A 25,331-nucleotide genomic window follows, 5' to 3' on the forward strand; every position below is an offset into this window, starting at 1 on the left:
AGCAGAACTCACTACATAGATCGGACATATCGCGTGCGCAGAGACCTGTTCACCGAAGACCACGAAGCCTTCCGCGAGTTGGCCCGCCATTTCGTCGAGAAGGAGGTGGTTCCGCACTACCCGGAGTGGGAGAAGGGCGGACGCATGCCTCGCGACGTCTTCAAGCACATGGGCTCGCTCGGCATGCTCGGAATGGCCATCCCCGAGGAGTACGGCGGTGGTGGTGCACCCGATTACCGCTACAACGTGGTCTTGCAGGAGGAGGCGGCGCGGGCGCTGGTGACGCTGTCGACGGTGCGCACGCAGCTCGAGGTGATCCTGCCGTACTTCCTGCACTACGCGAACGAGGAACAGCGCAAGCGCTGGTTCCCCGGACTGGCCGCGGGCACGCTGCTGACCGCCGTCGCGATGACCGAACCCGGTACCGGGTCCGACCTGGCCGGCATGCGCACCAGCGCGGTGCGCGACGGTGACGACTGGATCCTCAACGGCGCCAAGACCTTCATCACCGGCGGCATGCAGGCCGACCTGGTGATCGTCGTGGCGCGCACGTCGACCGACCCGGATAACCGGCGAAAAGGGTTGACGCTGTTCGTCGTCGAGGACGGCATGCCCGGGTTCACCCGTGGTCGTGAGCTGGAGAAGATGGGCTGCAAGGTCCAGGACACCGCGGAGCTGTCGTTCGTCGACGTCCGCGTGCCGAACGCCAACGTCCTGGGTGAAGTTGGCGAGGCGTTCGGCTACCTCGGCCACAACCTGCCGCAGGAACGGCTCACGGTGGCCGTCGGATCGGTGGCGCAGGCACGTTCAGCGATAGCGGCGGCGATCGACTACACCAAGAACCGCAAGGCATTCGGCACCCCGGTGGCGTCGTTCCAGAACACGAAGTTCGAGCTGGCGGCCTGCTCGACTGAGGTCGAGGCGGCCCAGGCGATGCTCGACCGGGCGGTGTCGCTGCACGTCGAGGGTGAGCTGTCGGCCGCCGACGCCGCCCGGGTGAAGCTGTTCTGCACCGAGATGCAGCAGCGCGTGGTGGACCGCTGCCTGCAGCTGTTCGGCGGATACGGCTACATGATGGAGTATCCGATCGCGCGGCTCTATACCGATGCGCGCGTGGCCCGGATCTATGCGGGTACCAGCGAGGTGATGAAGGTGATCATCGCCAAGTCACTCGGCCTTTGAGTTTGCGATTTCGGCGTGCTGAGTCTCGCTGAGCGAGACCAAGCACGCCGAAATCACTGGGGGAGCTGGGGTTTGACGTCCTCGATCACCCATTGCGCATAGTCGAGGTACTCGTCGACACCCGAAACGGGTGGGAGCGGTACCGCACTGACGGTCACGCCCTGTTCGCCGAGCCAACTCAACTCGTCCACGATCTCGGCCGCGCTCATTCCCGGGCGGGCGTGGGGATCTTCGCGTGCCACGTGACCCTCGCCGACCCGATTCGTGCCTAGACCGTGCATCACATCGAAGGGCCGGCCGTCGTAGGTCGGCTGAGACTTGATGAAGTCGATGCGCTCGGCGATCTGCTCGGGTGGAGTCAAAAACGACCACCACCCCGTCGCGTACTTCGCCGCCCTGCGCAACGCGGCATCGGCGTCGCCGCCTATCCAGATGGGCAGGTGTGGCTTCTGAATTGGCTTGGGCTCGAACGCGATGTCGTCGAACGAGACGTACTTGCCCTCGAAACTCGGGAAATCGCTCGTCCACAATTCGACGATCGCCGCCAGGTACTCGTCGGCGATGCGGCCACGCTCATGGAATGGGACGCCGAGCAGGTCGAACTCCCCCTGGAGCCAGCCCACGCCGAACGTGACCATCATCCTGCCGCTGCTCATCCAGTCGGCGGTGGCGAGTGCCTTGGCGAGGACGATCGGATGTTGCAGCGGCAGCACCGTGATACAGGAGTTGAGCGCTATCCGTTCGGTCGCCCCGGCGAGGTATGCCTGGGCCACAGTGGATTGCAGATAATGCGGCCCGGACAATTCGACGTGCTCACGCGGGATCACGAAGTGCTCTGGGACGGCGATCATGTCGTATCCCCACTCGTCGGCGCACTTGGCCATCCGAGTCTGGTCGGAGCCGGTGACGGACGCCTCCCACGGCTGCGACATCGCTGGGAGCCGCAGCATGTGGGGGAGATTGAAGACGAGCTTCACACGCGCTACTTAAGCATGCTTCCCGCATCGACCGTGACGGGAAGGCCCGTGATGTAACGGGATTCGTCGGAGGCCAGGAACAGCACCGCATTGCTGACATCGACCGGCTCGACCCAACCGACGGGAAGCACGTGCATGAACTGCGCGGCGACGGCGAGGTCGTCGGGGCCCGGGTTCTCCAGATCCGGACGGAAGAGCTTCATCGTGCCCTCGTTCATGAACAGCGGTGTGTTCACATTGGTGGGGCAGACGGCGTTGACGCGGATCGAGTGTTGTCCGAGTTCGACGGCGAACGTGCGCATCAGGCCGATCACGCCGTGCTTGGCGGCGATGTAGTGACCGGTGTGGGGATACGCCTTCAGGCCGCCCACCGAGCTGGTGAGGATGATCGAACCGCCCCGGCCTCCCGACAACAGATGGGGGACAGCGGCTTTCACGGTCTTCCAGACACCCGCCAGGTTGACGTCGATCATGTCGGTCCAGTCGTCTTCGCTGGTCTTGTCCAGCGTCGCCCCGCCGTTGCCGATGCCCGCGTTGGCGACGACGATGTCCAAGCGTCCGAGTTGTTCGACGCCGCTGTCGACGACGGACTTGAGCGCGTCATAGTCACGCACGTCGACCTCGGCGGTGACGATGCGTCGGTTCAGGTTTTTCACCAGATCGGCGGTCTCGGCCAGATCGTCGGGAGTCGCGGCGGGGATATCGGTCTGGCTGCTGATTCGCTTGCACACGTCGACCGCGATGATGTCGGCGCCCTCCTCGGCGAGCCGCACCGCGTGACTACGGCCCTGACCACGTGCCGCGCCGCTGATGAACGCGACCTTCCCCTCGACTCGCCCACCCATGTCGCCACCTCGCTTAGTTAGATCAGAATTTGTCGATCGATCAGGAGCGTGGCACTGATCCCGACGGGTGTCAACCATCAATCCGCCCGCCCGCGAACACGGACGGGTGCGGAGGACTAGGTTCGCGCCGTCGGCGGTGCGGCTACGCCCTGCGGATCGGTCAGCAGATTCATCCAGCGCTCCATGAACGCACGCATCTGGTCGTGGCCGAGCGTGACGCCGACCGTGTCCTCGTTGCAGAGGCTGCGCGCGATCTGTGCGATGAGCATCGAGACAGCGATCGGTGGGTAGTCGTCGAGGTCGACGCCCTTGGCGCGCAGTGCGACCGTCACCGCCGCGGTCTCGATGTCCCGTACCCGCTCCGCGTACGCCTTCAGTTCCGTGCGAATTGCCTTGCGGTGGTTGGCCAGGGCCATGAATTCGGTGTTCAGGCCGGTCATCCGGGAATCGCTGTTGATCAGCCACAGCGTGTGCAAGGGATCGTCGTCGGTAAGCGCGGCGCGCATGTTCTCCAACGAGGCTTCGGCGCCGGAGCGCAGCACCTCCACGAAGAGGTCGTCCATCGTGGGGAAGTAGTAGTAGACCAGCGCCTGTTTGACGCCGGCCTCGGTGGCTACCCGGCGAGAGGTCGCCGCCGCGTAGCCTTCGTCGCGCATGATCTTCGCGGTCGCCTCGATGAGGCGCTGCCGTGCGCCGGTGTCAGCGGGCTTGCGGGTCTTGGAACCAGGCATTCAGCGGCCCCCAGCTCGATTGCTTGACCGGGTTTCGCGGTCCATGGTACGCATGTCGCATATTATCAGTTTGATCGATCGATCAAATATTGCTCCGGACTTCAGAGGGAGACCGATACGCATGACTGATCTCGCGTCTGTCGACTACTTCTCCGACCAGGCGATCAGTCAGGACCCCTACGAGTACTGGGATTACCTGCGCTCGCAAGGTCCGGTGTTCAGGGAGCCGAACTACGGCGTCGTCGCCGTGACGGGCTATCGGGAAGTGATGGCCGCGTTCAAGGATCACGAGTCGTTCTCCGCCGTGAACGCCATCGGGGGACCGTTCCCACCGTTGCCGTTCACCCCGGAGGGTGACGACATCTCCGAGCAGATCGAGGCGCACCGTCACCTGTTTCCGATCTACGAGCACATGGTCGTGATGGATCCGCCTGCCCATGAGCGGGCTCGGTCACTGCTCGCCAAGCTGCTCACCCCGCGGCGGTTGAAGGAGAACGAGGACTACATATGGCAGCTGGCCGACACCCAGCTCGATCACGTCATCTCTGCCGGTCGCTGCGAGTTCCTCTCGGAGTACGCGAAACCCTTTGCCACGTCGGCGATCATCGACCTGCTCGGGGTTCCGGAGGAGGATCGACCGGAGTTCCTCGCGGCGCTGGGCGCCGAGCGGCCCGACGGTTCGCGCGTGGGAGCTCTCGACGGCGAGCCGGTCGGTTCCGACCCGCTGCAGTACCTCGACGACAAGTTCGCCGGATATCTCGCCGAGCGTCGCCGCGAACCGCGTAATGACGTCCTCTCGGGGATGGCCACCGCCGTCTATCCCGACGGTTCGACGCCGGAGCTGATGGAGGTGGTCAAGCCGGCGACGTTCCTGTTCGCCGCCGGACAGGAGACCGTCACCAAGCTGCTGAGCGCGGCGGTGCAGGTGCTCGGCGACCGGCCGGAGTACCAGCAGCTGCTCCGCGAGCAGCCGGACCGGATTCCGGCGTTCATCGAGGAATCGTTGCGCATGCACTCCCCGACGAAGGTCGACTTCCGGCTGGTCCGCAAGACCACCACGCTCGGAGGGGTGCACCTGCCGGCGGGCACCGTGGTGATGCTCTGCCTCGGGGCCGCCAACCGCGATCCGGAGAAGTTCGAGGATCCTCACGAGTTCCGACCGGACCGTAAGAACGTGCGTGAACACATCGCGTTCGGCCGCGGCATCCACACCTGCGCCGGAGCCCCGTTGGCCCGCGTCGAGGGACGGATCACCGTCCAACGGCTGCTCGACCGCACCCGCAACATCGCCATCGACGAGGCCGCGCACGGCCCCGTAGGCGAGCGTCGGTATGCGTACGAACCCACCTTCCTGCTGCGCGGCCTCACCGAACTGCACATCGAATTCACCCCTGCGACCAGCTGACCTGGCGATTCGGCGTGCTGGGTCACGCTGAGCGAGACCAGCCACGCCCAAGTCACAAAGGCAATTTCGATGAGACCCTTGTCACAGCAGACAAACCTACCTACTGTGTGTTCACTAGGTTGGTTCAACGAAGGAGCCCCGTGTCAGCCCCACGGCCCTATGCGAGCCTCTTCGCGAAAGGCGAGGATCGCAGGCAGCGGATACTCGCTGTGGCTGAGCGGCTCCTCGCCCGCAACGGCTGGCGCAACACGTCGCTGGCGCAGATCGCCAAGGAAGCCGGAGTGACGCCTGCGGGGCTGTTGCACCACTTCGAATCCAAGGAGCAGTTGCTCAACGCGGTGCTCGACGCCCGCGACGCCGACGACGAGATCCATGCCGACTATCGCTCCGGCGACCTGGTCACCGAACTCAGCCGCGTACCCGAGCGGTTCGACCGCGCACCCGAACTGGTCGGCACGTTCACGGTCCTGCTGGTCGAGAACATCGCCCCCGATGCGCCGCTGCACGACCGGTTGCACAACCGCTACCGAGAAGCCGCGAACATCATCATCGAGCTCATCAAGCGTGGCCAAAGCGACGGCCAGTACCGCCCAGACGTCGATGCGGCCAGTAAGGCCGTCGAGATCCTCGCCTTTATCAACGGAATGGAGACCCTATGGCTACTCGATCCCTCAATACCGCTGACCGAGGTGTTCAAGGGGTACGCGGAGTCTCTGGCACGCGACTTGTCGCCTCGGAGCCCGATGTGAGGTACCGCCTCGACGTCGTCGCCCCGACTGTGCTCGACGTGGTGCGCTACGCGGGCGGCTGGATCTACGACCGCGTGATGGCCGGGTGGGACGTCACCGTGCTCGTCGCCAACCCCGACGATCTGCGGCCGCTGCACATCCTCGGTGCGCAGACGCTGGATCTCGAGTCGGTGTTGGAAGACTGGGAGGCCCGGCCCCATCCGCAGACCGTCGCCGTCGCGGCCGATCTCGTCGACCGCGACCCCCGCGTGCTCACCCATGTGCGCAACGCGCTCGACCAGGGCGCCACGGAGGTGACACTGTGGGGCGAGAGTCTGCCCGCCGATCTGAACGACAGCGTCGACTCCGCCTCGCACCACTTGAGCGCTGCCGCACGGGCTTTCAAGTCCCGCGCGCTCGCGGCGGCCAACGCGCCGGATGCCGGCGCCGTCACGGCCAGCGAGACCTTCCGCTGCGGTTTGATGGCCTCGGTCGCCGCCGATTTGGTCCCCGCCAGCTAGATTTGTGTGCGTTTTGGAGCGCTGACCGCTCGCGAACGCACACAAATCGCAGGGATCAGGTCAGGTCGATCAGTATCTTGCCGATGGCGCGCCCGTCGGCGACGTGCTCGAGCGCCCGAACCGTCTCGGTCAGCGGGTAGACCGCCCCGACGTGCGGTCGCACCCGGCCGCTGACGAGATGCTCGCGCAATTCGTCTTCGTTGCGGGTGAACTCGTCGGGCGGAACGTCCTGGAATTGGAAGCCCAGCACCGCGATTCCCTTCATCAGCACCAGGTTCAGTGGGATGCGCGGGATGTCGCCCGACGCGAAACCCACTGTGACGAACCGTCCGCCCCGCCCCAGCGAGCGCAGGGCGGGCTCGGACAATTCGCCGCCGACAGGATCGACCACGGCGTCGGCGCCGCCTGGCAGAACAGCCTTGAGCGCGCCACGCAGGTCGTCCCTCTTGTGGTTGACTACGTGCCGTGCGCCGTATGACGATGCCACGTCCAGCTTTTCGTCGGACGAGGCGACGGCGGTTACCGACGCGCCGAGTTGCACCGCGAGCGCAACGGCGGCCAGGCCCACGCCGCCGCCCGCGCCGAGCACGACCACCTCGTCACCGGCTTTTACCCGCGCCACCGATCGCAGCGTGTGATACGCCGTCCGATAGGCGACGCCGAAGGCAGCGGCGGTGCGGTCGTCAACACTGTCGGGGATTGGGGCGAGGCCCGCCGCCGCGACGGCGACCTCTTCGGCGAACGCCCCGTACATCCCGGCACCGGTCACCCGGTCACCGACCGCGAAACCCTCTGCATCCGAGCCGGTTTCGACGATGACGCCGGAGAACTCACTCCCCGGGACGAACGGCGCCGGCACGCTGACCTGATACTTGTCAGCGATCAGCAGCACATCGGGGAAGTTCACTGCCGCGGCCGCGACACGTACCCGAACCTGTCCCGGGCCGACCGTGGGCGACGGGAGTTCCTCGATGCGGACGACGTCGGGCCGTCCGTACGCCGGGCAGACCGCTGCCCTCACCGGTAGTCGCTGGACTCGGCGAGCTCGGCCGCCGACCGCATCAAGTCCAGGATGACGGGGCCGTAGGCGAGCAGTTTTTCGTTGTCCCCGGCACGCTGGAAACCCTGTTCGAGCACGATGGCGAGCTTCCACTTGGCCAGCACCAGGTAGTAGTCGAGGTCGTCGACCTGACGGCCGGACACCTTGGCGTAGTGGTCGACAACCTCGGCCCGCGAAGGCATTCCACGCATGTCGACGTAGCTCATCGCCGACTTTGCGTCGGTATCTTCCGGCCAACTCTGCACCATCCACCCAAGATCCAGCTTGGGGTCGCCGACGGTACCCATCTCCCAGTCGACGATCGCAGCGAGCTGTGCGGGTGCGCCGTGCCGATACATCACGTTGGCGAACTGATAGTCGCCGTGCATCAGACCGGGGATGAAGTCGAGCGGGCGGTGGTTACGCAGCCATTCGGTGGCGACGTCGAGACCGTCGATCTCGCGGCCCTTGATGCGCTCGAAAAACGCCGTCCACCGGTCGACCTGTCGTTCGTGGAAGCCGTCGGGACGCCCAAGATCATGCAGCCCCTTGGCCTTCCAGTCCACCTTCGACAACAGCGCGATGCCCTCCGCCAATTGAAACGACAGTCCCGGTCGGGTCGCGAGGTCGCTGTTGAACGGCTCCGGCCACTTGCCGTGCTGGTCCATCGGCGACCAACCGTCGACGAACCCCATCAGATAGAAAGGCCTGCCGAGGACTTCAGGATCCGGGCACACGCCGATGGCCGCGGTGTGCGGCACATCGGTACCGTCGAGGGCCTCGATGATCCGCCACTCGCGCAGGATCCCCTTGTCGCGATCCGGCGGGGCTCCCGGCGGCGGCATCCGGAGCACGCAACTGTGCTCACCGCGGCGTAGCTCGTAGATGACGTTCTGGGTGCCGCCGGACAGGAACCGGGTTTCCAGCGGTTCGCCCTTGCCGGGCAGTGCCGCTTCGTCCATCCACGCCGACAGGCGTGCGACGTCGATGTCGTTCTCGCTCACAGGTTGCCGACCTGATGCTCGAGGAAGTCCGCGTACTTGGTCCGCGCCTCCTCCCGCTTGCGCGGCGTCCACTCGGTAGGCCAGGTGTCTTCGGTGGCCTGGTAGTCCCGCAGCACCTGCTTGGCGACGGTCGTCTTGTGCACCTCGGTCGGGCCGTCGGCCAAGCCCATCACCGCCGCGCCCGTCACCATGCCCATGAACGGCATCTCGTTGGTGACGCCGAGCGCCCCGTGCACTTGCATTGCCCGCCAGGCAATATCGTGCAGCACCGTCGGCATGGCGACCTTCACCGCGGAGATGTCCTTGCGCACCTTCTTGTAGTCGTTGTACTTGTCGATCTCCCACGCGGTGTAGAGGACCATCAGTCGGAACTGCAGCAGCTGCGCATACGAGTCGGCGATATACCCCTGCACGAACTGCTTGTCCGAAAGGCGGCTGCCCTGGGTCTGTCGACTCAGCGCGCGCTCGCACATCATGTCGAGCGCCCGCTGGGCCAGTCCGATGGTGCGCATCGCGTGATGGATGCGGCCACCGCCTAGTCGGGTCTGGGCGATGACGAACGCCTGGCCCTCGCCTCCGAGCAGGGCCTCTGCCGGCACCCGGACGTTTTCGTAGTGGATCAGCGCATGCCCACCCTGGCCCTCGGGTTCGCCGTAGAGGCCGATGTCGCGCACGATGTTCACGCCCGGTGTGTCGGTGGGGACGAGGAACATCGACATGCCTTGGTAGGCGCTCACGTCCGGGTTCGTCACCGCCATCACGATGAGGAACGACGCCGTTCGGGCGTTGGAGGAGAAGAACTTCCAGCCGTTGATCACCCAGTCATCACCGTCGCGGACCGCCCTGGTCTTGAACAGGGTGGGGTCGGCGCCCGCATGCGGTTCGGTCATCGAATAGCAGGAGAACAACTCACCGTTGAGCAACGGCATGAGGTACTTCTGCTTCTGTTCCTCGGTGCCGTAGTGGGCGATGATCTCGGCGTTACCGGTGTCGGGGGCCTGGCAGCCGAACACGATCGGCGCCCACTGCGAGCGGCCGAGAATCTCGTTGAGCAGTGCGAGTTTCAGCTGTCCGTAGCCCTGCCCGCCGAGTTCGGGTCCCAGATGCGTCGCCCACAACCCGCGCTTGCGCACCTCATCCTTGAGTGGGTCGACTGCGTCGCGTCGTTTGCCCTCCAGCGGCACGAACTGCTGGTGCGGAAACGCCAGGTCCAGCGGCTCGACCTCCTGGCGGACGAACTCGTCGGCCCAGTCCAGCACCTTCTGGTACTCGGGGTCGGTCTCGAAATCCCATGCCATGTCGGGACTCCTCTCAGTTGAACGTGACGACGACCTTGTCGGCGGCGCCCGGGGTGGTGGCCAATCGCAACGCCTCATCGACGTCGTCGAATGGAATTGTGTGGCTGACGATCTCGGCGTATTTCTCCCAGTTCGCGACGATGTCCGCGGTGACCTCGAAGATCTCGTCGGGGTAGGCCATTGATCCGACGATCGTGATCTCGTTGCTCATGACGCTGAGGAAGTCGACGGACACCGGTTCCTTGTGGACCGCGACGATGCCGAGGCGAGCGCCTGTCTTGGCGGCACCGATCGCCGCCGAGATCACCGCGGGAACACCGGCGGCGTCGAGATAGATATCGGTGTCCGCCTTGCCGGGGAACATCGACTCACCAGGACCGTGCAGTTCAATGAGACGCGCTGTGAGGTCCTCGTTCGCGGTATTGATCACCGCATCGGCGCCCACTTTCAGCGCCTTGTCCAGACGGCTGGGAATCAGGTCGACGACGACGATGTGTGCTACGCCAAGGGATCTGAAGGCCATGGTCGCGCCCAGCCCGATCGGGCCTGCGCCGAACACCACGACTCTGTCGCCCGGCGCAGGCGCGCACTGGTTGACCGCGTGCCGGGCCACCGCCATCGGCTCGTTGAGCGCCGCCACCTCGAACGGAATGTGATCCGGCACCACTTCCAGGCTCTTCCCTCGGACAGCCTCCTCGATGAGGAGGTACTCGGCGAGCGCACCGCCCGGGCCGCCGTTGCCGATGAATCCGGAAGGGGCGGCCAGCGGGTTGATGACGACGTGATCCCCGACCGCGATTCCGGTGACGGCGCTGCCGATCTCGACGATCTCACCTGCCGGTTCGTGTCCCAGCGGTTGGCACCCCTGTCGGGGAGGTATCCCGCCCATGGCGATGTACAGCGAATCGGATCCACAGATACCGCACGCCCGCATCTTGACCAGGGCATCGTTCGGTCCGACCGTCGGTGTCGGCACGTCGAGCACCTCCGTTTCACCGGGCGCGGTCACCATCGTCGCTTTCATTTCGCCGCCTTCAGGTTGAATCCGGCCACCAGGGCCGCGATATCGTCAGTGACCACCTCGGCGAACGACCGACCGCCGAAACCGCCTGAGGCCCAGTGCCGCACGCCCTCGCTGACGTGCATCCCGGCGAGGTGCGACAGATGTTTCACGTCGACACCCGCAGCGAGTTTGCCGTCGCGCTGAGCCTTGGCGAACAGGTCGCCGAACATGTCGGCATCGATGTCGGTCTGTTCGCGCCCGGACAGGATCCGGTGCTCGTGCCGGTACCCCTCGAGGATCGTCTCGACGATGAGGTCGCGCGGGTTGCGCGCCATCGAACGTTCGAGGCTGCGTAGCGCCTCCGCGATCACGTCCTCGACCTCGTAGTCGGCGCCGAGCATCGCGCGCACGGTCTTCTGCGCCGCCCGCGTCGACAGCAGGCCGACTTCGAACAAGATGTCCTCTTTGGCGGGGAAATAGAAGTAGAACAGTGCACGGGACACGCCCGCGGCACGGCAGATGTCGGCGACCGTGGTCTGGGAGTAGCCGTTGGTGCGCCACAGCGCCATCGCCGCCTGCACCAGAGCACGCTTGGTCTCGTGCGAGCGGGCCCGCTGAAACGACGCGCGGCGCTGACTACCGTCAACGCCATTCGCCGTCACAGACTTGGGCACAGCCGCACTGTAACAGCTGTATTGGGGCTTGCATATAGTTGACGTTTGTCTAACTATCTAGTGATGACAGGATCCTTGGATGGCAGACGAATACTGGTGACCGGCGGGGCGACGGGTATCGGCGCGGCAGCCGTCGAAGTGCTGACGGAGGCGGGCGCCGGCGTCGTCGCGACCTACCACACGACGCCTCCGCCCGACGTCGACGGCGTCTCATGGCTGCAGTGCGACGTGCGGGACGCCGCCGCGGTGGACGACATGGTGGCCACGGCTGTCGAGCAACTCGGTGGCCTCGACGTGCTGCTGCACGCCGCCGGTCTGTGGCAGGCGGGCATCCCCGGTCAGATCACCGGCGAGGACATTGACTTCCTCGTCGCGACCAACCTCAAGGCCACCATCTTCACCAACCAGGCCGCCTACGCGGTGATGCGTAAGACCGGGGGTGGGCGGATCATCAACTTCGGGTCGGGGGAGGCGGTGATGGGCAGCCCGATCTCGGCCGTCTACGCCGCGACCAAGGGTGCGGTGTCAGCGTGGACCCGCTCGATCGCGAAGGCATGGGCCGCCGAGAAGGTGTCGGCGATCGCGCTGGCCCCCGCCGTGCAGACGCCCGGCGCCGACCGGTTACGCGAGTTCCTGGGCCCCGCCGCAGCGGCGTTCATCGACGAAGAGATCAAGAAGACGATTCCACTCGGCGGTGCGCTGGGTGACCCGAAGACTGACCTGGGCCCAGCACTGGTCTTCTTCTGCAGTGACGCTTCACATTTCATGACCGGTCAGCTCGTCGCCATCGACGGCGGCCTCGTCATGCTGGGCGCATAGCCATGGCGCCAAGACTCCACCACGTGGTGATGCGCAGCCATTCGGCGCCGACGTTCGTCGCCTTCCTGACGGACGTGGTCGGCATGGAGGTGCAGTTCCAGATGCGCGTGCCGGGGGAGATTCTGGAGAAGACGCTGGGTTGGCCGCCGTCGGACGGGGCGGATGTCACGATGCTGGGCACCGGCGATGCCGGTCTGGTAGAGGTGCTCGACGTTCCCGAGCACTTGCGCGGCGTCGCTCCCGAGGGCCTGGCGGCACTGTCGTTTCTCACCGACGACTTCGCCGGTGCGCGCGAGCGGGCCAAGGCCCACGCCAGCGACGTCACCGTGTTCGACACCGGTGTCCCGGGCGTCGACCTGTTCTTCTGCACGATGGGCGGCGTGCCCGTGGAGTTCATGGGTTCCTATGCCCCGGAATCGGATTCGGACGTCTCCTGAGGGCCGTCGGCCCGGGTATCACGAGCTCAGCGACGCGATGTTGGAGGCCAGGAACTCCTGTGTCCGGGAACGTGATTCGCTGCGGCTCTTGGCGTCGTCGCCCAACGGCACGACTCGTACGGCGAGGTCGGTGACACCGGCGTCGCGATACCGGCGCAACCGGGCGAGGATGCTCGCGTCGTCGCCCGCCGCCATGGTGTCGCCGACGTCTTCGGCGTCCCCGTGCTCGAGCAGCCGCACGTAGTTGGGGGAGAAGTCGGCGTGGCCGAGCACCTCGCTGGCGTAGGACCGGGCGCGATCCACCTCGCTGTTCGAGCACAGTGCGACGGGGACGCCTGCGACGACGCGGATGCCGGTCCGGCCCGCGGCCTCCGCCGCAGCGACGATGCGCGGGACGACGTAGTCGCCGATCGCCCGCTCGTCGGCCATCCAGAGAATCGTTCCGCCCGTGCGTTCGCCTGCGAGCCGCAGCATCGCGGGGCCCAATGCGGCGACGAGCACCTGCACCGTGAAAGCCTCGGTGACGTCCACCGGGCTGTGCACATGAAAGCTGTTGTTGTCCACCGCGATCGGACCGGGACCGGAGAAGGCCGCATCGAGCACGTCGAGGTAGTCACGCACCAGCAGCGCCGGCTTGTCGTAGGGCAGCCCGAGTTGGTCGGTGATGATCCAGTGGTGCGACGGCCCGACACCGAGTGTGAAGCGTCCCGCACACGCGACCTGCGTCGTCAACGCCTGCTGCGCCATGATCAGCGGATGGCGGGTCTGGATCGGCACCACCGCGGTGCCGATCTCGATGTGGTCGGTGACCTGCCCGAGCAGCGCGACGGCCGTCATCGCGTCGAGATAGCCGGGCACCTGCGGCATCCAGAACGAGGCGAAACCATCTCTCTCGGCGGCTTTTCCGTCGTCCAGGAGTCCGGTCAACCGATCGGCACGCGAACGCTCCTTGTCGGAGCCGACCATCAAGCCGATCCGCATCGAGTCCTCCTACGGCACATAGCGGTCCCACTCGTGCGGGACGACGGGATAGAAGGGCGCGGCCAGCATCGGTTCGACACCGGTCTGCTCCCACCGGGTGGCCAGCACCGGGTCCAGCCGCTTCGCGGTGACCACCGGGTCGTCGTCGAGGAAGCAGTACGTGATCGACTGGCCGCCCGGTGCGCTCGCCAACCGCGCGTCCACGTCCAGCGACGTCGCCGACCACACACCTGCCACCCCGTCGACACCAAGCAACGGATCCGTCGGGGCCCCACCGTTTTCCAGCAGCAGGTACACCCCCTTCACCGGCCACCACGGCAGCACGTCGGAACCGATCTTCACGCGGGGCGCCGCCGACTTGTGTGTCACGTCGTAGATGCCGCGTTCGACCGGCGGCAGCAGCGGAAGTTTCCGCTTGCCCCCGATGAGCGCCTTCGCCAGCGCGAGAAAGCCGTCCATGCCCGCGATGTCGGTGAAGAAGTACGTCATCACGTGGTCGATCGAGTTGTGGGGGTCGTGGGTCGCGGCGCGGGCGGCGCGACACTCGGGCGTCGACACCAGCCGCAGCGAGGCGCGCACGGCCGACAGCCGGTGCTGCTCGGGGCGGTGGTCGAGGGTGTGCCAGCGCAGGTATTCGGCGTCCGCGCCGTCGGGATGCCGGGTGGCCATCGAGACGAACAGCGTGGTGATATCGCCGCGACCGGTGGCAAGGACGTCGTCGATCTCATCGGAGGGGGTCCCGGGTAGCTGCATCGGATGTCCTTCAGGGCGTCGAGGTTTCGGGCAGGACGATCTCGGGGTGTCGCGCGGCGATCATGCGTCGGAACCCGTCGCGCCAGTGCACCTTTGTCCGGCCGAGGACCTCGTGCATGTACGTGACGTCGGGCCACAACGGGGTATGTGCATCTGCCGTGTAGGTGAAGATGGGTTCGACACCAACAAGCTCACCCATGTACGCGCAGTAGTCCTCGACGCTGATGGTCTCGCTGCCTGCCCAGTTCACGACGATAGGCGGCGTCGCCGCGACCTCCAGCGCGCGGATACCGAGCTCGACGTAGTCGTCCTCGTAGATGGGGTTGTAGTTGTTCGGTTTGTCGGGGTGCAGCCGGATGGGCTGGTGCGCCAGCATCATCTCGAGCCGGTCGGCGGGTGCTCCACCCTGCGGGCCGTAGGTGGAGCAGATCCGGATGATCGTCAGCGGTATGTCGTATTGCCTTGCGATCCAGGTGCATACGGATTCGGCGGCGATCTTCGAGAAGCTGTAGTTCGGGCGCAGCGGAACACCTGGCGGATCGGATTCGCGCAGCGGTCGTCGTCCTTGATACGCGTACACCGAACCGGTCGAGCAGAAGACGAAACCCTTGGCGGCGCGGCAGTGGTAGAGCAGATCGCCGGATTTCTGCGCGTTCGTGTCGACGCACTGTTGCCAGTCGCCCGAGCCGGGGTCGACGGCGGCGTGGAAGACGTAGGTGAAATCGTCGGGAAGGACCGAGAAGTCTCCGACGCTCATGTCGAGCGCGACGGGGGTGATGCCCGCGGCGGTGAGCTTGTCGCGATCGGCCGTGCTCCTGAGCCTCGCCGCGCCCCACACCTCGTTGCGCTGCGCCAACGCCCGCGCGATCGGGAACGCGATCTTCCCGGTCGCGCCGGTGATCAGGATCTTTTCGGAGTCGAGCATCCCATCAGTCATAGCGCACCACGACTCAAATGTTAAGTACTTGATACTCTTGTGCCGTGCAGCTCACCTTCGATGCCGAGGTCGAGGCGTTTCGCGCGGAGTTCGTCCGGTTTCTTGACGAGCACCTGCCCACTGAGGCCGAGGCTGCCGAGCCGTCGACGTCGACCGCGCATGTGCCGGAGTGGTCAAGGCGGTGGCAGCGGGTGCAGTTCGACCACGGCTGGCTGTTGCCTGGCAACCCGCCCGAGTACGGCGGTCGCAACGCCGGCATCCTCGAGCAGTTCGTCCACCGCGAGGTGCTCTCGCGACGACGGATCTACCACGCGTTCAACCCGCAGGGTGTGGGCATCATCGCCGCGTCGCTGTTGTCGTTCGGCACCGAGGAGCAGAAGCGGCGGTGGGCCGTGCCCATCCTGCGCGCCGACATGACGGCCGCGCTCGGCATGAGCGAACCCGGCGCCGGATCGGATCTCGCGGGGTTGAGTACCCGCGCCGAACTGGTGGACGACCACTTCGTGGTGAACGGGCAGAAGGTGTGGACGTCGGGCGCCCACGATGCCGACATCATCCTGACCTTCGTGCGCACCGACCCCGATGCGCCGAAACACAGAGGCATCAGCGCGTTGATCATCCCGACGGACACGCCGGGAGTGGAGCGTCGTCCGTTCGCATCGGTCTACGGACGCGACGAAGTCGATTTCAACGAGGTGTTCTTCACCGACGTCCGGGTGCCTGCGGAGAATCTCGTCGGCCCGCTGGGCGGTGGCTGGAAAGTGGCCAACGGGTCACTGGGACATGAGCGCACCATGATGTGGATGGCATTCGCCAACCGGCTCGAACAGCTGCTGGAGGACTATCAACCCGACGGCGAGGTCAATCGCGATCGCTACGCCACCATGGTGATGGACTACCAAGCGCTGCGTCTGCTGGGTTCGGTCGCGCTCGGACAGGCGGCACGCGGCGAGCGCGACATCCCGGGAATCTCGGTGCTGAAGCTCCTCGGATCCGAAGCCGAGCAGAATGCGCTGCGCCACGCGCTGGACGGCGCCGGTGCGGACGGTCTTCTCAGTCCGGTGTTCACGGGTCCGTACAACCCTTACAGCCCAGACCTTTTCACCGCCAGCTGGTTCACCCGGTACATCAGCAGCTATGCCGGCACCATCTCGGGTGGCACGTCGGAGATCCAGCGCAACATCATCGCGCAGCGCGTGCTGGGGTTGCCCGCGCGTTGAGGCGATTTCGGTGTCGTTGGTCGCGGTCGGCGCGACTCTCGACACCGAAATCGCGAGGGGTGGAACCGATTGCTGGGTGTATTGCGTCCATTGATACGTGCTCAACGAGTTTCTGCGCCGACACGACGGTGTGGTGACGTTGCAACACGCGCGCGAAGCGGGCCTGAGCAAGCATGCGGTGTACCGGCGCGTGCGGTCGGGAGAGTGGCGTCGCTGTTCGCGGGGCGTGTACTTCGCAGACGACCGCCCCTTCACCGACGCGTCCCGTATCCGGGCCGGCGTGTGGGCTTATGGCGACCATGCCGTCGGCAGTGGACTGACCGCCGCGTGGTGGCATGGTCTGACGCAGTTCGCGCCGGATCGTGTTGAAGTGACGATGCCACGTAACGCCAGCGGTCGCCGCCGGCCGGAATCCGTGTTGCGGCGACGAGACTTGGATTCCGCCGACATCGTGGAGCGCCGAGGGCTTCTCGTCACCGCCGTGCCGTTCACGGTCGTCGAGGCGGCGATTCGGCGCCGGGGTGGCATGAAGATCATGGACTGGGCGCTGCTACACGATGTTCGGCTCAGCGAGTTGTGGCGAGCGCACATGCGCAACAAGGGTCGGTACGGGTCGCCGGCAGCGCGAATTCGCCTGCAGGCCGCCGATGATGGCGCACGGTCTGCAGCTGAACGTCTATTGGTGAGGCTGCTGCGAAAGGCCGGCATCACCGGCTGGCAGACCAACTATCGCGTGGGCGGATACATGCTGGACGTCGGATTCCCCGACTCGAAGGTGGCGATCGAAGTCGACGGTCTTGCGTACCACAGCGAACCTGACGACTTTCATCGCGACCGTGTCCGCCAGAACAACATCATGTTGATGGATTGGCAGGTGCTGCGTTTCACCTGGATCGACCTGGTCGAGTATCCCGATCGGGTGATTGCGACCATTCGTTCTGCGATTTCGGTGTAACTAGTCGCGCGGGGCGCGACCAACTACACCGAAATCGCAGGTTTTGGGGCGGCGAGCTCGCGCAACGACGACATGAACAGTTCGTCCATCCGCGGGCTCAGGTCGGCGAGTGTCGCGGCGGCGGCATAACATGCTGCGCCGAACACGCGCTCGAGGACGTCAGCCGCGGTAGCAGCCCCCAGCGAAAGGCACAGGCAGCCAACGCCGTCGATCCGCAGCTCCTCCAGCGCCCGGTGAGCGTCGGCTTCCGCGTATCGTCCTTCGTAGCCGTCGTCGTATGGAAATCCGTCAGACAGCACCAGTAGCAAGCGGTTCGGCGTACCGGCGTCGCGTTTGAGGATCTCGCCCGCGCCGCGGACGGCGGCGCCGAGACGGGTGTAACCCGACGGCTGCAGTTGATTCAGCCGAGCCCGTCCGGTGACGCCGAAGCGTTGGTCGAAGGTCTTGATCGCCGGTAGGTGCACGGCATGGCGGCCCTTGGATCGAAAGGCGTACACCGCAACACGGTCGCCCAGGTCTTCGAGGGTGGCGGCGATCGTGGCAGCCGCCCGACGCTGGTGCTCGTGGACGGCCAGCCCGTCGGGGTCAGCGTCGGTCGCCGAGCCGGACGCGTCGAGGAGTATCAGCACACCCAGATTCCGCGCGACTTTGCGGTGCTCGTTGTAGATCTGTTCGGGCGGTGAGTAGCCCGAGCGGAGGTCCACCGCGAGATCGACGAGCGCCTCGGTGTCGAGCTCGTCGCCATCGGGCCTGCGACGCAACATCTTCGGCCCGAGGCCGATGCGTGACAGGCGCCGGCGCAGGATGTCGTCGCGACGGACCCCGGCCGCGGAGACCTGTGCGTGTGTCGTCAACGGATAGTCGATGACGCGGCACCAGTCAGGGCGATAGCGGTTCCCGAACACATCCCACTCCGGATAAAGTGCACCGCCCACACCGACCGTGGCGCCCGGATGGTCGTCATCGATGAAGCGGATCCGGGTGGGCAGCGGTCGAGCTTCGGGTGTCGCCGTGCGCCCGCGCCTTACGGCGCCGACTCGCATCTCCGCGCCGCCGCGACTGTCTCCCGACGAACGGGAGGTGCCGAGTAGCTTGCGGAGGAAGTCCCCGACCGCCTCGGAGTTGAACAGAGGGTTGTCGAACAGTCGCAGAATCTTGCTGGGTTCTGCGGGTTCGTCGTCCGACTCTTCCTCCTCCGGTTGCGCGTATTCCGGACGGAACTGCAGCCGCAGATCGGCATCGGTGGCTCGTCCGGACATGTTCGCCTCGGCGGTCAACAACCGGGACGGTTTGATGACGCCGAACCAAAACGGCGGGTCGGCGACTTCACCACGACCGCGGGCCGTTTCGAGCGACTCGAGGGCCGAGGTGGTGCTCGGCGAGTCGATGTGTATTGCTGCGGCAAGGGGTAGTCGGGCGCTCAGGTCGGCGAGTACGCGACGGCCCTCGAGCGCGAGATACCGGCGAGCGAGCGACGGCCGTGCGCGCAACGGTCTGATCAGCTCTGCAGCCAGACTGCCGGCTCCGAGCAATGCGCACTGCAGCACCACCTCTCGGCGCTGCCGATCCTGCGAACCCTCAGCGGAGACGAACACGGCACGACCGTCGGTGTACGCCGGCTGACCGGTCGGTGCCTCGGCAATCTCAACAGCTCTGCCGGCGATGAAGTTCGCGAGCAGCCGAAAGCGCTCGTGCTGTTGGCAATCGGCGACGCTCACGTCCGGGGGAGTACGGCGTCGACGAGCTCACCGAGCGCGCGCACGACATCGCGGTCGTCGGTCAGCGCTTCGACGATCGCCGACTGAACGGCTCGGCGTAGGCTGAGTCCTTCGGCGGCGAGGCCGCCGGCGAGGATCAGCATGCGGGTGGACGACGCCTCTCGGAGCGGAGAGCCGTCGAGGCTGCGGATCGCGGTGCCCACCGCCACGAGGGCGCGGGCCGTCTCGCCGTCGATCCCGGCTTCATGGGCGACGATCTCGGCCTCGGCATCCGGTGGCGGGAAGTCCAATTCGATTGCCACGAACCGTTGTCGCGTCGACTCCTTGATGTTCTTCAGCACGCTCTGGTAGCCCGGGTTGTACGAGATGACCAACTGGAATCCTGGCGCGGCCGACAGCGTCGTGCCGAGCCGGTCGACCGGCAGCTCCCGCCGGTGGTCGGCGAGCGGATGGATCACCACGGTGGTGTCCTGGCGCGCCTCGACGATCTCGTCGAGATAGCAGATCGCCCCCGCGCGCACGGCCCGCGTCAACGGCCCATCCACCCAGACGGTTTCACCGCCCTTGAGCAGGAACCGGCCGACCAGGTCGGCTGATGTCATGTCCTCGTGGCCGGCCACGGTGATCAGATCGCGGCCGAGTTCATGCGCCATCGCCTCCACGAACCTGGTCTTGCCGCAGCCGGTGGGTCCCTTCAGCAGCACCGGCAGTCCGCGACGGGCCGCGGCGCGGAAAACCTCCACCTCATCGCGGACCGGCCGGTAGTACGGTGCAGTCGACCGGGTTTCGATGACGGCACCGTTGTCGGTCGACAACTCAGTCGCCCCGCTCGTGGGGCACGACCGTCGGCATCTCAACCCCCTCCGGGAGAACCAGCTGACCGTCGGTGTTGATGTAGCCGGAGTGTCTGGTGGGAATCGGCAGCGACGGATCCGGGCACGGCCGGTCGGTGCCGTCGCCGCAGATCCCCGACGTGAAGTACGAGCGCTTCTGCACATCCTCGGGCCACGGGTCGGCATGCGTAGCCATGAACTGCGCGGGAATGATGTAGAAGACGAAGAACGACGCGCTGATCGCGGCGAAGATCGCCAGGAAGCGGACGAACTGCTGTTTGGCGAAACCGCCTCGGACGTTGTCCAATCCGCGTTCGACGACGGTGCGGCCGCGGTCATCGGTGAAGAACCGTAGGCAGCACAGCGCGGCCTGCACGCCGCCCCACATCAGGCCCTCGTAGATCGGCCACTGGTAGTAGGTGCCGGCGTTGATCGACAGTGACTGTATGGCGCCGGGGAAGGTGTACATCCCCAACGGCATCAACACGAGGCCCTCCATTACGAAGTCGAAGACGAACCCGAACGCGAACGCCACTCCGATCAGGCCTTTGGTGCCGAGCCGTGGCCACCGCTGTTGCGCCTTGCGCATCACCCAGCAGCCGAAGATCGTGCATAGCAGCACGCCGTAGGCGTAGCCAGAGACGTTGATTCCCAAGGGTTCAGCCACCTGCGCGCCCGGCCGCTCCGGGGAGAGCCAACCCGGGACGTGCGGTGCCCACGAGCCCATGTTGAACGCCCAGGCGTTGTAGGTGCACCAGGTGTTGATGTAGTTCAGCAGCGGGTCCTGGAAGAAGAACAATCCCGTGGACACCATGATCATGCCGTCCAACGTGATCCGTCGTTCCCGTCGCCACGGCCGGATGATGAACCACCAGATGGCGACGGGGAACAGCACCGGTGAGCCGATCTGCCAGAGCATCAGCGCGACCTTCATGAAGGTCGGCGGATCGGTCGGCCCGGGGTCGACGCGCGTGAAGTAGGGGCCGGTGATCCAGCGGATCCACACGTAGCCCTGCAGGGCCAGGATGAGGCCGCCCGCGGTCGCCCAGTAGTAGACGCGCCGCGAGGGTGTCGCCGGCGTATCCAGGCCGGCGGTGTCCAGTGATTCGGTGGTCGCGGGTTTCCTGTTCGACAGATCGCTCACGACGACGCCCCTCTCATCGTCGGCCAAGATACCACCGAGTATCTCAGTATCCAATGGGGATCTTAGATTCTGTGGCAGACTCGGGCCATGGTGGAGGAATGGACCAGGGAGCGACGCCTGGAACGCACCCGTTCGCTCCTCCTCGACGCCGCCGAGGAAGTGTTCGCCGAAAAGGGTTTCACCCCAGCCAGTCTCGACGACATCGCGCGTGCCGCCGGCTATACCAAGGGTGCGATCTACAAACACTTCTCGACCAAAGAAGACCTCTTCCTGGCCGTCAGCGACCGCTACTGGCGTCGCTACTTCGACAATTTCGCCGAGGTCATGGCGTCGGCCAAGCAGATCGGCGCCCGCGAGTTCGACGAGATCGCCAAGCGGTGGCGCAAGCTCAGCCGCGACCGCGGCGCCGAACACGCCGCGCTCGGACACGAGTTCACGCTGTATCTGCTGCGCAACCCCGACGCGCGGGAACGGGTGGCCGCCAAGAGGTCTGAGGTCGTGGAGGCGCTGACCAAGTTCATCGTCAACGGAATAGACCGGATGGGGGGCGCCCTGCTGATCCCCCCGCGTACCTTCGCTCAGGTGCTCATCGCCACCAGCGACGCCGTTGTCCTCGGCAGCGAACTCGATGACGTCGACCTCTACCGGCCCATCATCGAGATGTACGCGTCCGCGATCAAACTGCCCTGACCAGGGCATTTCTGTCACGACGCCGTGACGCAACGGATGAATATCAACTACTTGCGATTGATTCGTCGAGCAGATAGCGTCAGCTCTACAGCCCCCACAGATGTCGACAGGAACATGCGATGGCTCGATTCCCGAAACCACCCGAAGGCAGCTGGACGGAGCACTATCCGGAACTCGGCACGGACCCCGTCTCCTATGAGGACTCGATCAGCCCCGAGTACTACGAGACCGAACGCAAGGCCGTGTTCAAACGCGCCTGGCTCAATGTCGGTCGCGTCGAACAACTTCCGCGCAAAGGCAGCTACTTCACCAAGGAACTGAAGGTCGTCAACACCTCGATCATCGTGGTGCGAACCACCTCCGGAGAGGTCAAGGCGTACCACAACATCTGCCGTCACCGCGGCAACAAGCTGGTGTGGAACGACATGCCGCTGGAAGAGACCAGCGGGGTGTGCAGGCAGTTCACCTGCAAGTACCACGCCTGGCGCTACGACCTCGACGGAAATCTGACGTTCGTGCAGCAGGAGGGGGAGTTCTTCGACCTCGACAAGAGTCGCTACGGGCTGGTGCCTGTGCACTGCGAGGTCTGGGAGGGGTTCATCTTCGTGAACTTCGCACCCGAACCCGAGCAGAGGCTGCGCGATTTCCTCGGTCCGATGATCACCGGTCTCGAGGGCTATCCGTTCGGCGAGATGACCTCGCGCTTCTATTACCGCTCAGAGGTGAAGGCGAACTGGAAGCTCTACATGGATGCGTTCCAGGAGTTCTATCACGCACCCATCCTGCACGCGAACCAGTCGCCGTCGACGTATTCGAAAGCGGCCGCGGAGGCAGGCTTCGAGGCGCCGCACTACCGCATCGACGGCCCGCACCGGTTGGTGAGCACGTCGGGTGTCCGGGCGTGGGAGATGGATCCCGAGATGCGCAAGCCAATGGAGGACATCTGCCAGAGCGGACTGTTCGGGCCGTGGGACAAGCCGGATCTCGGACCGATGCCCGAAGGCCTCAATCCCGCGAAATGCGAACCGTGGGGCCTGGATTCGTTCCAGCTCTTCCCGAACTTCGTGATCCTGGTCTGGGGCCAGGGGTGGTATCTGACCTATCACTATTGGCCGACGTCGTACAACACGCACATTTTCGAGGGCACGTTGTACTTCCCGCAGCCGCGAACCCCGCGCGAGCGCATCGCCCAGGAGTTGGCGGCCGTCTCCTTCAAGGAGTACGGACTGCAGGATGCCAACACGTTGGAGGCCACCCAGACGATGATCGAGGGCAGAGCCGTCAACGAGTTCCTGCTGTGTGACCAGGAAGTGCTCATCCGCCATCTGCACAAAGAGACCGCCGCCTGGGTGGACGAGTACCAACGCAAGACGGCGGGGGTGTGACCGATGACTGCGAAGCTGCCGCCCGAATTCGCTGACCTGGAACGGTTCTCGGAGTGGTGCCTGGCGACCGAACCCGAACGCTACGCGAAGCGGTTGGCCAGTTCGATGGCCGAGATGCAGGCGTTCTACGACGCCATCACCCCGCGTGCGGAGGAGGCGATCGCGTTCTGCGACAAGTTCTCCCTCGACGACATGCCCGAGGACGTCCTGAACCTGATGCACCTGCTGTATTCGATGATCATGGTGTCCTTCCCGGTCGAGTGCTGGAAGCAGCCACGCGTGCCCGACTCCGGCGCCGCGTCGTTGGACTGCCTGTCTGAACCGGTGCCGTGACCGGGCCGACCGTCCTGCGCGCCCAGCGCTGGGCCGACATCGACGCGGGCGAGGTGCGCGCTCCTGCCGCGATCGTGGTGGACGGCAATCGGATCGCGGAGGTCAATCCCGCTGAGCTGCCTGCGGATGCCACCGTCGTCGACCTCGGTGACGTGACCTTGCTGCCGGGGTTGATGGACATGGAACTCAACCTGCTGATCGGCGGTCCTGGCGGTCCCGAAGGGCTACCGAACCCGATGCACGGCGTGCAGGACGACCCCGTCTATCGCACCCTGCGTGGCGCGGTCAACGCACGCACCACGCTGGAGGCCGGCTTCACCACCGTCCGCAACCTCGGTCTCATGGTGAAGACGGGCGGCTATCTGCTCGACGTCGCACTGCAACGCGCCATCGACCAGGGTTGGCACGTCGGCCCCCGCATCTATCCGGCGGGACATGCCATCACCCCGTACGGGGGGCACCTCGACCCTACGGTGTTCCAGCGGCTGGCACCGGGCATCATGCCGTTGTCCGTCGCCGAGGGCATCGCCAACGGTGTGGACGACGTGCGCGCGTGCGTGCGCTACCAGGTCCGGCACGGCGCGAAGTTGATCAAGGTGTCGGCGTCAGGTGGCGTGATGTCGCACAGCACGGCACCGGGCGCGCAGCAGTACTCCGACGACGAGTTCGCCGCGATCGCCGACGAGGCACACCGCGCCGGTGTACGCGTGGCCGCGCATGCGGTGGGGGACAGCGCTATTCGGGCCTGCATTCGTGCAGGGATCGACTGCATCGAGCACGGTTTCCTCGCCACCGACGACACGATCAAGCTGATGGCCGACACCGGCACGTTCCTGGTGTCGACCACCTATCTGACCGAGGCGATGGCCGTCGACCGCATCGCCCCTGAGCTCCGCAAGAAGGCGGAGGTGGTGTTCCCGCAAGCACAGGCGATGCTGCCCAAGGCGATCGCCGCCGGAGTGCGGATCGCCTGCGGAACCGACGCGCCGGCGATCCCGCACGGGCAGAACGCGAAAGAGCTGTGTGCACTCGTCGACCGCGGTATGACACCGATGCAGGCGCTCCGCGCGGCCACGGTCACCAGCGCCGAACTGATCGAGACCGACGACGAATTGGGCCGTCTCGCACCGGGTTACCTCGCCGACATCATCGCGGTGCCGGGCGACCCGTCGCAGGACATCACGACCACGCTCGACGTGCGCTTCGTGATGAAGGACGGCCGCGTCTACAAGCAGGACGGTATTAGCGATGGCGCGTGAAACGAGCATGGAGCTCGTCGACAACCTGCTGTGGCACCTCAAGCAGGCCTGGTACTTCTCGCTGACGGCGGTGAACGACGCGGTCAGCCAGCACGGCGTCAGCACCGCGCAGATCGGCATCCTGCGTCAGCTCGCCAACGAACCGGGGCTATCGGGTGCAGAGCTCGCCCGCCGGCTGTTGATCACACCGCAGGGAGTGCAGCTCGCGCTGAAGTCGCTGGAACAGCGGGGCCTGGTCGAGCGCAAGCCGGATCCGCAGCACGCGCGAATCCTGCAGGCGCAGCTGACCGCCGAGGGTCGGGAGGTGGCGAACGCGGTCGTCGGTGACGCGATCGCAGCCCACGACGCCGTCTTCGGCGTGCTGTCTCCCCAAGAGCAGGAGACACTGCGCGACCTGCTGGCGCGGGTAGTGGAGAAGGGGACCGGCCACACACTCTTCAACGACCACATCGGGGACTGA

27 protein-coding genes are annotated in these 25,331 nt (G+C 65.7%); 13 read left to right on the plus strand and 14 right to left on the minus strand.

Annotated features, from left to right (window positions below):
* Nucleotides 1-33 precede the first annotated feature (33 nt).
* Nucleotides 34-1,182, plus strand: a complete 1,149-nt coding sequence (locus G6N43_RS11560; RefSeq protein WP_083154693.1) for an acyl-CoA dehydrogenase family protein — start codon at nt 34-36, stop codon at nt 1,180-1,182.
* Between the two features lie 53 nt (nt 1,183-1,235).
* On the opposite strand, the gene G6N43_RS11565 is transcribed toward G6N43_RS11560, so the two are convergent.
* From G6N43_RS11565 to G6N43_RS11575, 3 genes are all read right to left on the minus strand, one after another.
* Complete coding sequence (locus G6N43_RS11565) at nt 1,236-2,159, minus strand: TIGR03619 family F420-dependent LLM class oxidoreductase (RefSeq protein ID WP_083154695.1); 924 nt, start codon at nt 2,157-2,159, stop codon at nt 1,236-1,238.
* 5 nt (nt 2,160-2,164) lie between these two features.
* Nucleotides 2,165-3,004 (minus strand): mycofactocin-coupled SDR family oxidoreductase, encoded by an 840-nt coding sequence (locus G6N43_RS11570; RefSeq protein WP_083154697.1) that lies wholly within the window; start codon nt 3,002-3,004, stop codon nt 2,165-2,167.
* A gap of 116 nt (nt 3,005-3,120) precedes the next feature.
* Nucleotides 3,121-3,735 carry a TetR/AcrR family transcriptional regulator gene (locus G6N43_RS11575; protein WP_083154699.1) on the minus strand — a complete coding sequence of 205 codons (615 nt, stop codon included), beginning with the start codon at nt 3,733-3,735 and terminating at the stop codon, nt 3,121-3,123.
* A gap of 121 nt (nt 3,736-3,856) precedes the next feature.
* On the opposite strand from G6N43_RS11575, the gene G6N43_RS11580 reads away from it, so the two are divergent.
* The 3 genes from G6N43_RS11580 (at nt 3,857) to G6N43_RS11590 (ending at nt 6,389) form a co-directional block, all read left to right on the plus strand.
* The gene (locus G6N43_RS11580; protein ID WP_083154701.1) at nt 3,857-5,140 is read left to right on the plus strand and encodes a cytochrome P450; all 1,284 of its coding nucleotides are present in this window, start codon (nt 3,857-3,859) and stop codon (nt 5,138-5,140) included.
* Between the two features lie 140 nt (nt 5,141-5,280).
* A complete protein-coding gene (locus tag G6N43_RS11585) occupies nt 5,281-5,889 on the plus strand; it encodes a TetR/AcrR family transcriptional regulator (protein ID WP_179967997.1) in 609 nt (202 codons plus the stop codon).
* Complete coding sequence (locus tag G6N43_RS11590) at nt 5,886-6,389, plus strand: hypothetical protein (RefSeq protein ID WP_083154705.1); 504 nt, start codon at nt 5,886-5,888, stop codon at nt 6,387-6,389. The genes G6N43_RS11585 and G6N43_RS11590 overlap by 4 nt, the downstream gene beginning before the upstream one ends.
* Nucleotides 6,390-6,444: 55 nt before the next feature.
* Here the strand turns inward: G6N43_RS11590 and G6N43_RS11595 are convergent, their stop codons facing one another.
* From G6N43_RS11595 to G6N43_RS11615, 5 genes are read right to left on the minus strand one after another with little or no spacing between them, the layout of a single operon-like run.
* Complete coding sequence (locus G6N43_RS11595) at nt 6,445-7,410, minus strand: NADPH:quinone oxidoreductase family protein (protein ID WP_083154707.1); 966 nt, start codon at nt 7,408-7,410, stop codon at nt 6,445-6,447.
* Nucleotides 7,407-8,390 carry a phosphotransferase family protein gene (locus G6N43_RS11600; RefSeq protein ID WP_179968035.1) on the minus strand — a complete coding sequence of 328 codons (984 nt, stop codon included), beginning with the start codon at nt 8,388-8,390 and terminating at the stop codon, nt 7,407-7,409. The genes G6N43_RS11595 and G6N43_RS11600 overlap by 4 nt, the downstream gene beginning before the upstream one ends.
* A 38-nt stretch (nt 8,391-8,428) precedes the next feature.
* Nucleotides 8,429-9,730 (minus strand): acyl-CoA dehydrogenase family protein, encoded by a 1,302-nt coding sequence (locus G6N43_RS11605; protein WP_083154711.1) that lies wholly within the window; start codon nt 9,728-9,730, stop codon nt 8,429-8,431.
* Between the two features lie 13 nt (nt 9,731-9,743).
* Nucleotides 9,744-10,754, minus strand: a complete 1,011-nt coding sequence (locus G6N43_RS11610) for a zinc-dependent alcohol dehydrogenase (protein WP_083154713.1) — start codon at nt 10,752-10,754, stop codon at nt 9,744-9,746.
* Complete coding sequence (locus G6N43_RS11615) at nt 10,751-11,407, minus strand: TetR/AcrR family transcriptional regulator (RefSeq protein ID WP_179967998.1); 657 nt, start codon at nt 11,405-11,407, stop codon at nt 10,751-10,753. Before G6N43_RS11615 ends, G6N43_RS11610 begins: the two co-directional genes overlap by 4 nt.
* A gap of 63 nt (nt 11,408-11,470) precedes the next feature.
* Between G6N43_RS11615 and G6N43_RS11620 the strand changes: the two genes are divergently transcribed.
* Together G6N43_RS11620 and G6N43_RS11625 are read left to right on the plus strand one after the other, a co-directional pair.
* Nucleotides 11,471-12,226, plus strand: a complete 756-nt coding sequence (locus G6N43_RS11620) for an SDR family NAD(P)-dependent oxidoreductase (protein WP_083154716.1) — start codon at nt 11,471-11,473, stop codon at nt 12,224-12,226.
* Between the two features lie 2 nt (nt 12,227-12,228).
* On the plus strand, nt 12,229-12,663 hold the full coding sequence (locus G6N43_RS11625) for a VOC family protein (RefSeq protein WP_083154718.1): 435 nt from the start codon (nt 12,229-12,231) through the stop codon (nt 12,661-12,663).
* Nucleotides 12,664-12,681: 18 nt separating this feature from the next.
* Here the strand turns inward: G6N43_RS11625 and G6N43_RS11630 are convergent, their stop codons facing one another.
* Genes G6N43_RS11630 through G6N43_RS11640 form a run of 3 tightly spaced genes read right to left on the minus strand, consistent with a single transcriptional unit; the run spans nt 12,682 to nt 15,322 of the window.
* Nucleotides 12,682-13,644 (minus strand): TIGR03564 family F420-dependent LLM class oxidoreductase, encoded by a 963-nt coding sequence (locus tag G6N43_RS11630; RefSeq protein ID WP_083154719.1) that lies wholly within the window; start codon nt 13,642-13,644, stop codon nt 12,682-12,684.
* 9 nt (nt 13,645-13,653) lie between these two features.
* Nucleotides 13,654-14,397, minus strand: a complete 744-nt coding sequence (locus G6N43_RS11635; RefSeq protein WP_083154721.1) for a hypothetical protein — start codon at nt 14,395-14,397, stop codon at nt 13,654-13,656.
* Between the two features lie 10 nt (nt 14,398-14,407).
* The gene (locus G6N43_RS11640; protein ID WP_083154722.1) at nt 14,408-15,322 is read right to left on the minus strand and encodes an NAD-dependent epimerase/dehydratase family protein; all 915 of its coding nucleotides are present in this window, start codon (nt 15,320-15,322) and stop codon (nt 14,408-14,410) included.
* 56 nt (nt 15,323-15,378) lie between these two features.
* Here G6N43_RS11640 and G6N43_RS11645 point away from each other — a divergent pair, with 56 nt between their 5' ends.
* Nucleotides 15,379-16,554 carry an acyl-CoA dehydrogenase family protein gene (locus G6N43_RS11645; RefSeq protein WP_083154724.1) on the plus strand — a complete coding sequence of 392 codons (1,176 nt, stop codon included), beginning with the start codon at nt 15,379-15,381 and terminating at the stop codon, nt 16,552-16,554.
* A gap of 97 nt (nt 16,555-16,651) precedes the next feature.
* Nucleotides 16,652-17,509, plus strand: coding sequence for a PDDEXK-like endonuclease domain-containing protein (locus G6N43_RS11650; RefSeq protein WP_083154725.1), 858 nt, complete (start codon nt 16,652-16,654; stop codon nt 17,507-17,509).
* Between the two features lie 23 nt (nt 17,510-17,532).
* Here the strand turns inward: G6N43_RS11650 and G6N43_RS11655 are convergent, their stop codons facing one another.
* The 3 genes from G6N43_RS11655 to G6N43_RS11665 are packed head-to-tail and all read right to left on the minus strand — an operon-like array spanning nt 17,533 to nt 21,204.
* Entirely contained in the window at nt 17,533-19,227 is a 1,695-nt protein-coding gene (locus G6N43_RS11655; RefSeq protein ID WP_083154727.1) for a nitric oxide reductase activation protein NorD, read from the minus strand.
* The gene (locus G6N43_RS11660) at nt 19,224-20,042 is read right to left on the minus strand and encodes a CbbQ/NirQ/NorQ/GpvN family protein (protein ID WP_083154729.1); all 819 of its coding nucleotides are present in this window, start codon (nt 20,040-20,042) and stop codon (nt 19,224-19,226) included. The genes G6N43_RS11655 and G6N43_RS11660 overlap by 4 nt, the downstream gene beginning before the upstream one ends.
* Before the next feature lies 1 nt (nt 20,043).
* Complete coding sequence (locus G6N43_RS11665; RefSeq protein WP_083154765.1) at nt 20,044-21,204, minus strand: spirocyclase AveC family protein; 1,161 nt, start codon at nt 21,202-21,204, stop codon at nt 20,044-20,046.
* A gap of 87 nt (nt 21,205-21,291) precedes the next feature.
* On the opposite strand from G6N43_RS11665, the gene G6N43_RS11670 reads away from it, so the two are divergent.
* The 5 genes from G6N43_RS11670 (at nt 21,292) to G6N43_RS11690 (ending at nt 25,331) form a co-directional block, all read left to right on the plus strand.
* The gene (locus G6N43_RS11670) at nt 21,292-21,894 is read left to right on the plus strand and encodes a TetR/AcrR family transcriptional regulator (protein ID WP_083154730.1); all 603 of its coding nucleotides are present in this window, start codon (nt 21,292-21,294) and stop codon (nt 21,892-21,894) included.
* A gap of 119 nt (nt 21,895-22,013) precedes the next feature.
* Complete coding sequence (locus tag G6N43_RS11675; RefSeq protein WP_083154732.1) at nt 22,014-23,279, plus strand: aromatic ring-hydroxylating oxygenase subunit alpha; 1,266 nt, start codon at nt 22,014-22,016, stop codon at nt 23,277-23,279.
* A 3-nt stretch (nt 23,280-23,282) separates the two neighbouring features.
* Complete coding sequence (locus G6N43_RS11680; RefSeq protein WP_083154734.1) at nt 23,283-23,612, plus strand: hypothetical protein; 330 nt, start codon at nt 23,283-23,285, stop codon at nt 23,610-23,612.
* Nucleotides 23,609-24,871 (plus strand): metal-dependent hydrolase family protein, encoded by a 1,263-nt coding sequence (locus tag G6N43_RS11685; RefSeq protein WP_163658073.1) that lies wholly within the window; start codon nt 23,609-23,611, stop codon nt 24,869-24,871. The genes G6N43_RS11680 and G6N43_RS11685 overlap by 4 nt, the downstream gene beginning before the upstream one ends.
* Nucleotides 24,872-24,878: 7 nt before the next feature.
* A complete protein-coding gene (locus G6N43_RS11690; RefSeq protein ID WP_083153454.1) occupies nt 24,879-25,331 on the plus strand; it encodes a MarR family winged helix-turn-helix transcriptional regulator in 453 nt (150 codons plus the stop codon).

Source organism: Mycolicibacterium moriokaense, assembly GCF_010726085.1.
In the GTDB taxonomy this organism is placed as follows: domain Bacteria; phylum Actinomycetota; class Actinomycetes; order Mycobacteriales; family Mycobacteriaceae; genus Mycobacterium; species Mycobacterium moriokaense.

Bases quoted from the DNA above. Each gene is read 5' to 3' on its own strand.
- G6N43_RS11580 (WP_083154701.1), top strand. From the start codon at position 3,857: ATGACTGATCTCGCGTCTGTCGACTACTTCTCCGACCAGGCGATCAGT.
- G6N43_RS11675 (WP_083154732.1), top strand. From the start codon at position 22,014: ATGGCTCGATTCCCGAAACCACCCGAAGGCAGCTGGACGGAGCACTAT.
- G6N43_RS11635 (WP_083154721.1), bottom strand. From the start codon at position 14,397: ATGCAGCTACCCGGGACCCCCTCCGATGAGATCGACGACGTCCTTGCC.
- G6N43_RS11690 (WP_083153454.1), top strand. From the start codon at position 24,879: ATGGAGCTCGTCGACAACCTGCTGTGGCACCTCAAGCAGGCCTGGTAC.
- G6N43_RS11630 (WP_083154719.1), bottom strand. From the start codon at position 13,644: ATGCGGATCGGCTTGATGGTCGGCTCCGACAAGGAGCGTTCGCGTGCC.
- G6N43_RS11670 (WP_083154730.1), top strand. From the start codon at position 21,292: ATGGTGGAGGAATGGACCAGGGAGCGACGCCTGGAACGCACCCGTTCG.
- G6N43_RS11610 (WP_083154713.1), bottom strand. From the start codon at position 10,754: ATGAAAGCGACGATGGTGACCGCGCCCGGTGAAACGGAGGTGCTCGAC.
- G6N43_RS11600 (WP_179968035.1), bottom strand. From the start codon at position 8,390: ATGGACGAAGCGGCACTGCCCGGCAAGGGCGAACCGCTGGAAACCCGG.
- G6N43_RS11680 (WP_083154734.1), top strand. From the start codon at position 23,283: ATGACTGCGAAGCTGCCGCCCGAATTCGCTGACCTGGAACGGTTCTCG.
- G6N43_RS11620 (WP_083154716.1), top strand. From the start codon at position 11,471: ATGACAGGATCCTTGGATGGCAGACGAATACTGGTGACCGGCGGGGCG.
- G6N43_RS11640 (WP_083154722.1), bottom strand. From the start codon at position 15,322: ATGCTCGACTCCGAAAAGATCCTGATCACCGGCGCGACCGGGAAGATC.
- G6N43_RS11625 (WP_083154718.1), top strand. From the start codon at position 12,229: ATGGCGCCAAGACTCCACCACGTGGTGATGCGCAGCCATTCGGCGCCG.
- G6N43_RS11570 (WP_083154697.1), bottom strand. From the start codon at position 3,004: ATGGGTGGGCGAGTCGAGGGGAAGGTCGCGTTCATCAGCGGCGCGGCA.
- G6N43_RS11575 (WP_083154699.1), bottom strand. From the start codon at position 3,735: ATGCCTGGTTCCAAGACCCGCAAGCCCGCTGACACCGGCGCACGGCAG.
- G6N43_RS11605 (WP_083154711.1), bottom strand. From the start codon at position 9,730: ATGGCATGGGATTTCGAGACCGACCCCGAGTACCAGAAGGTGCTGGAC.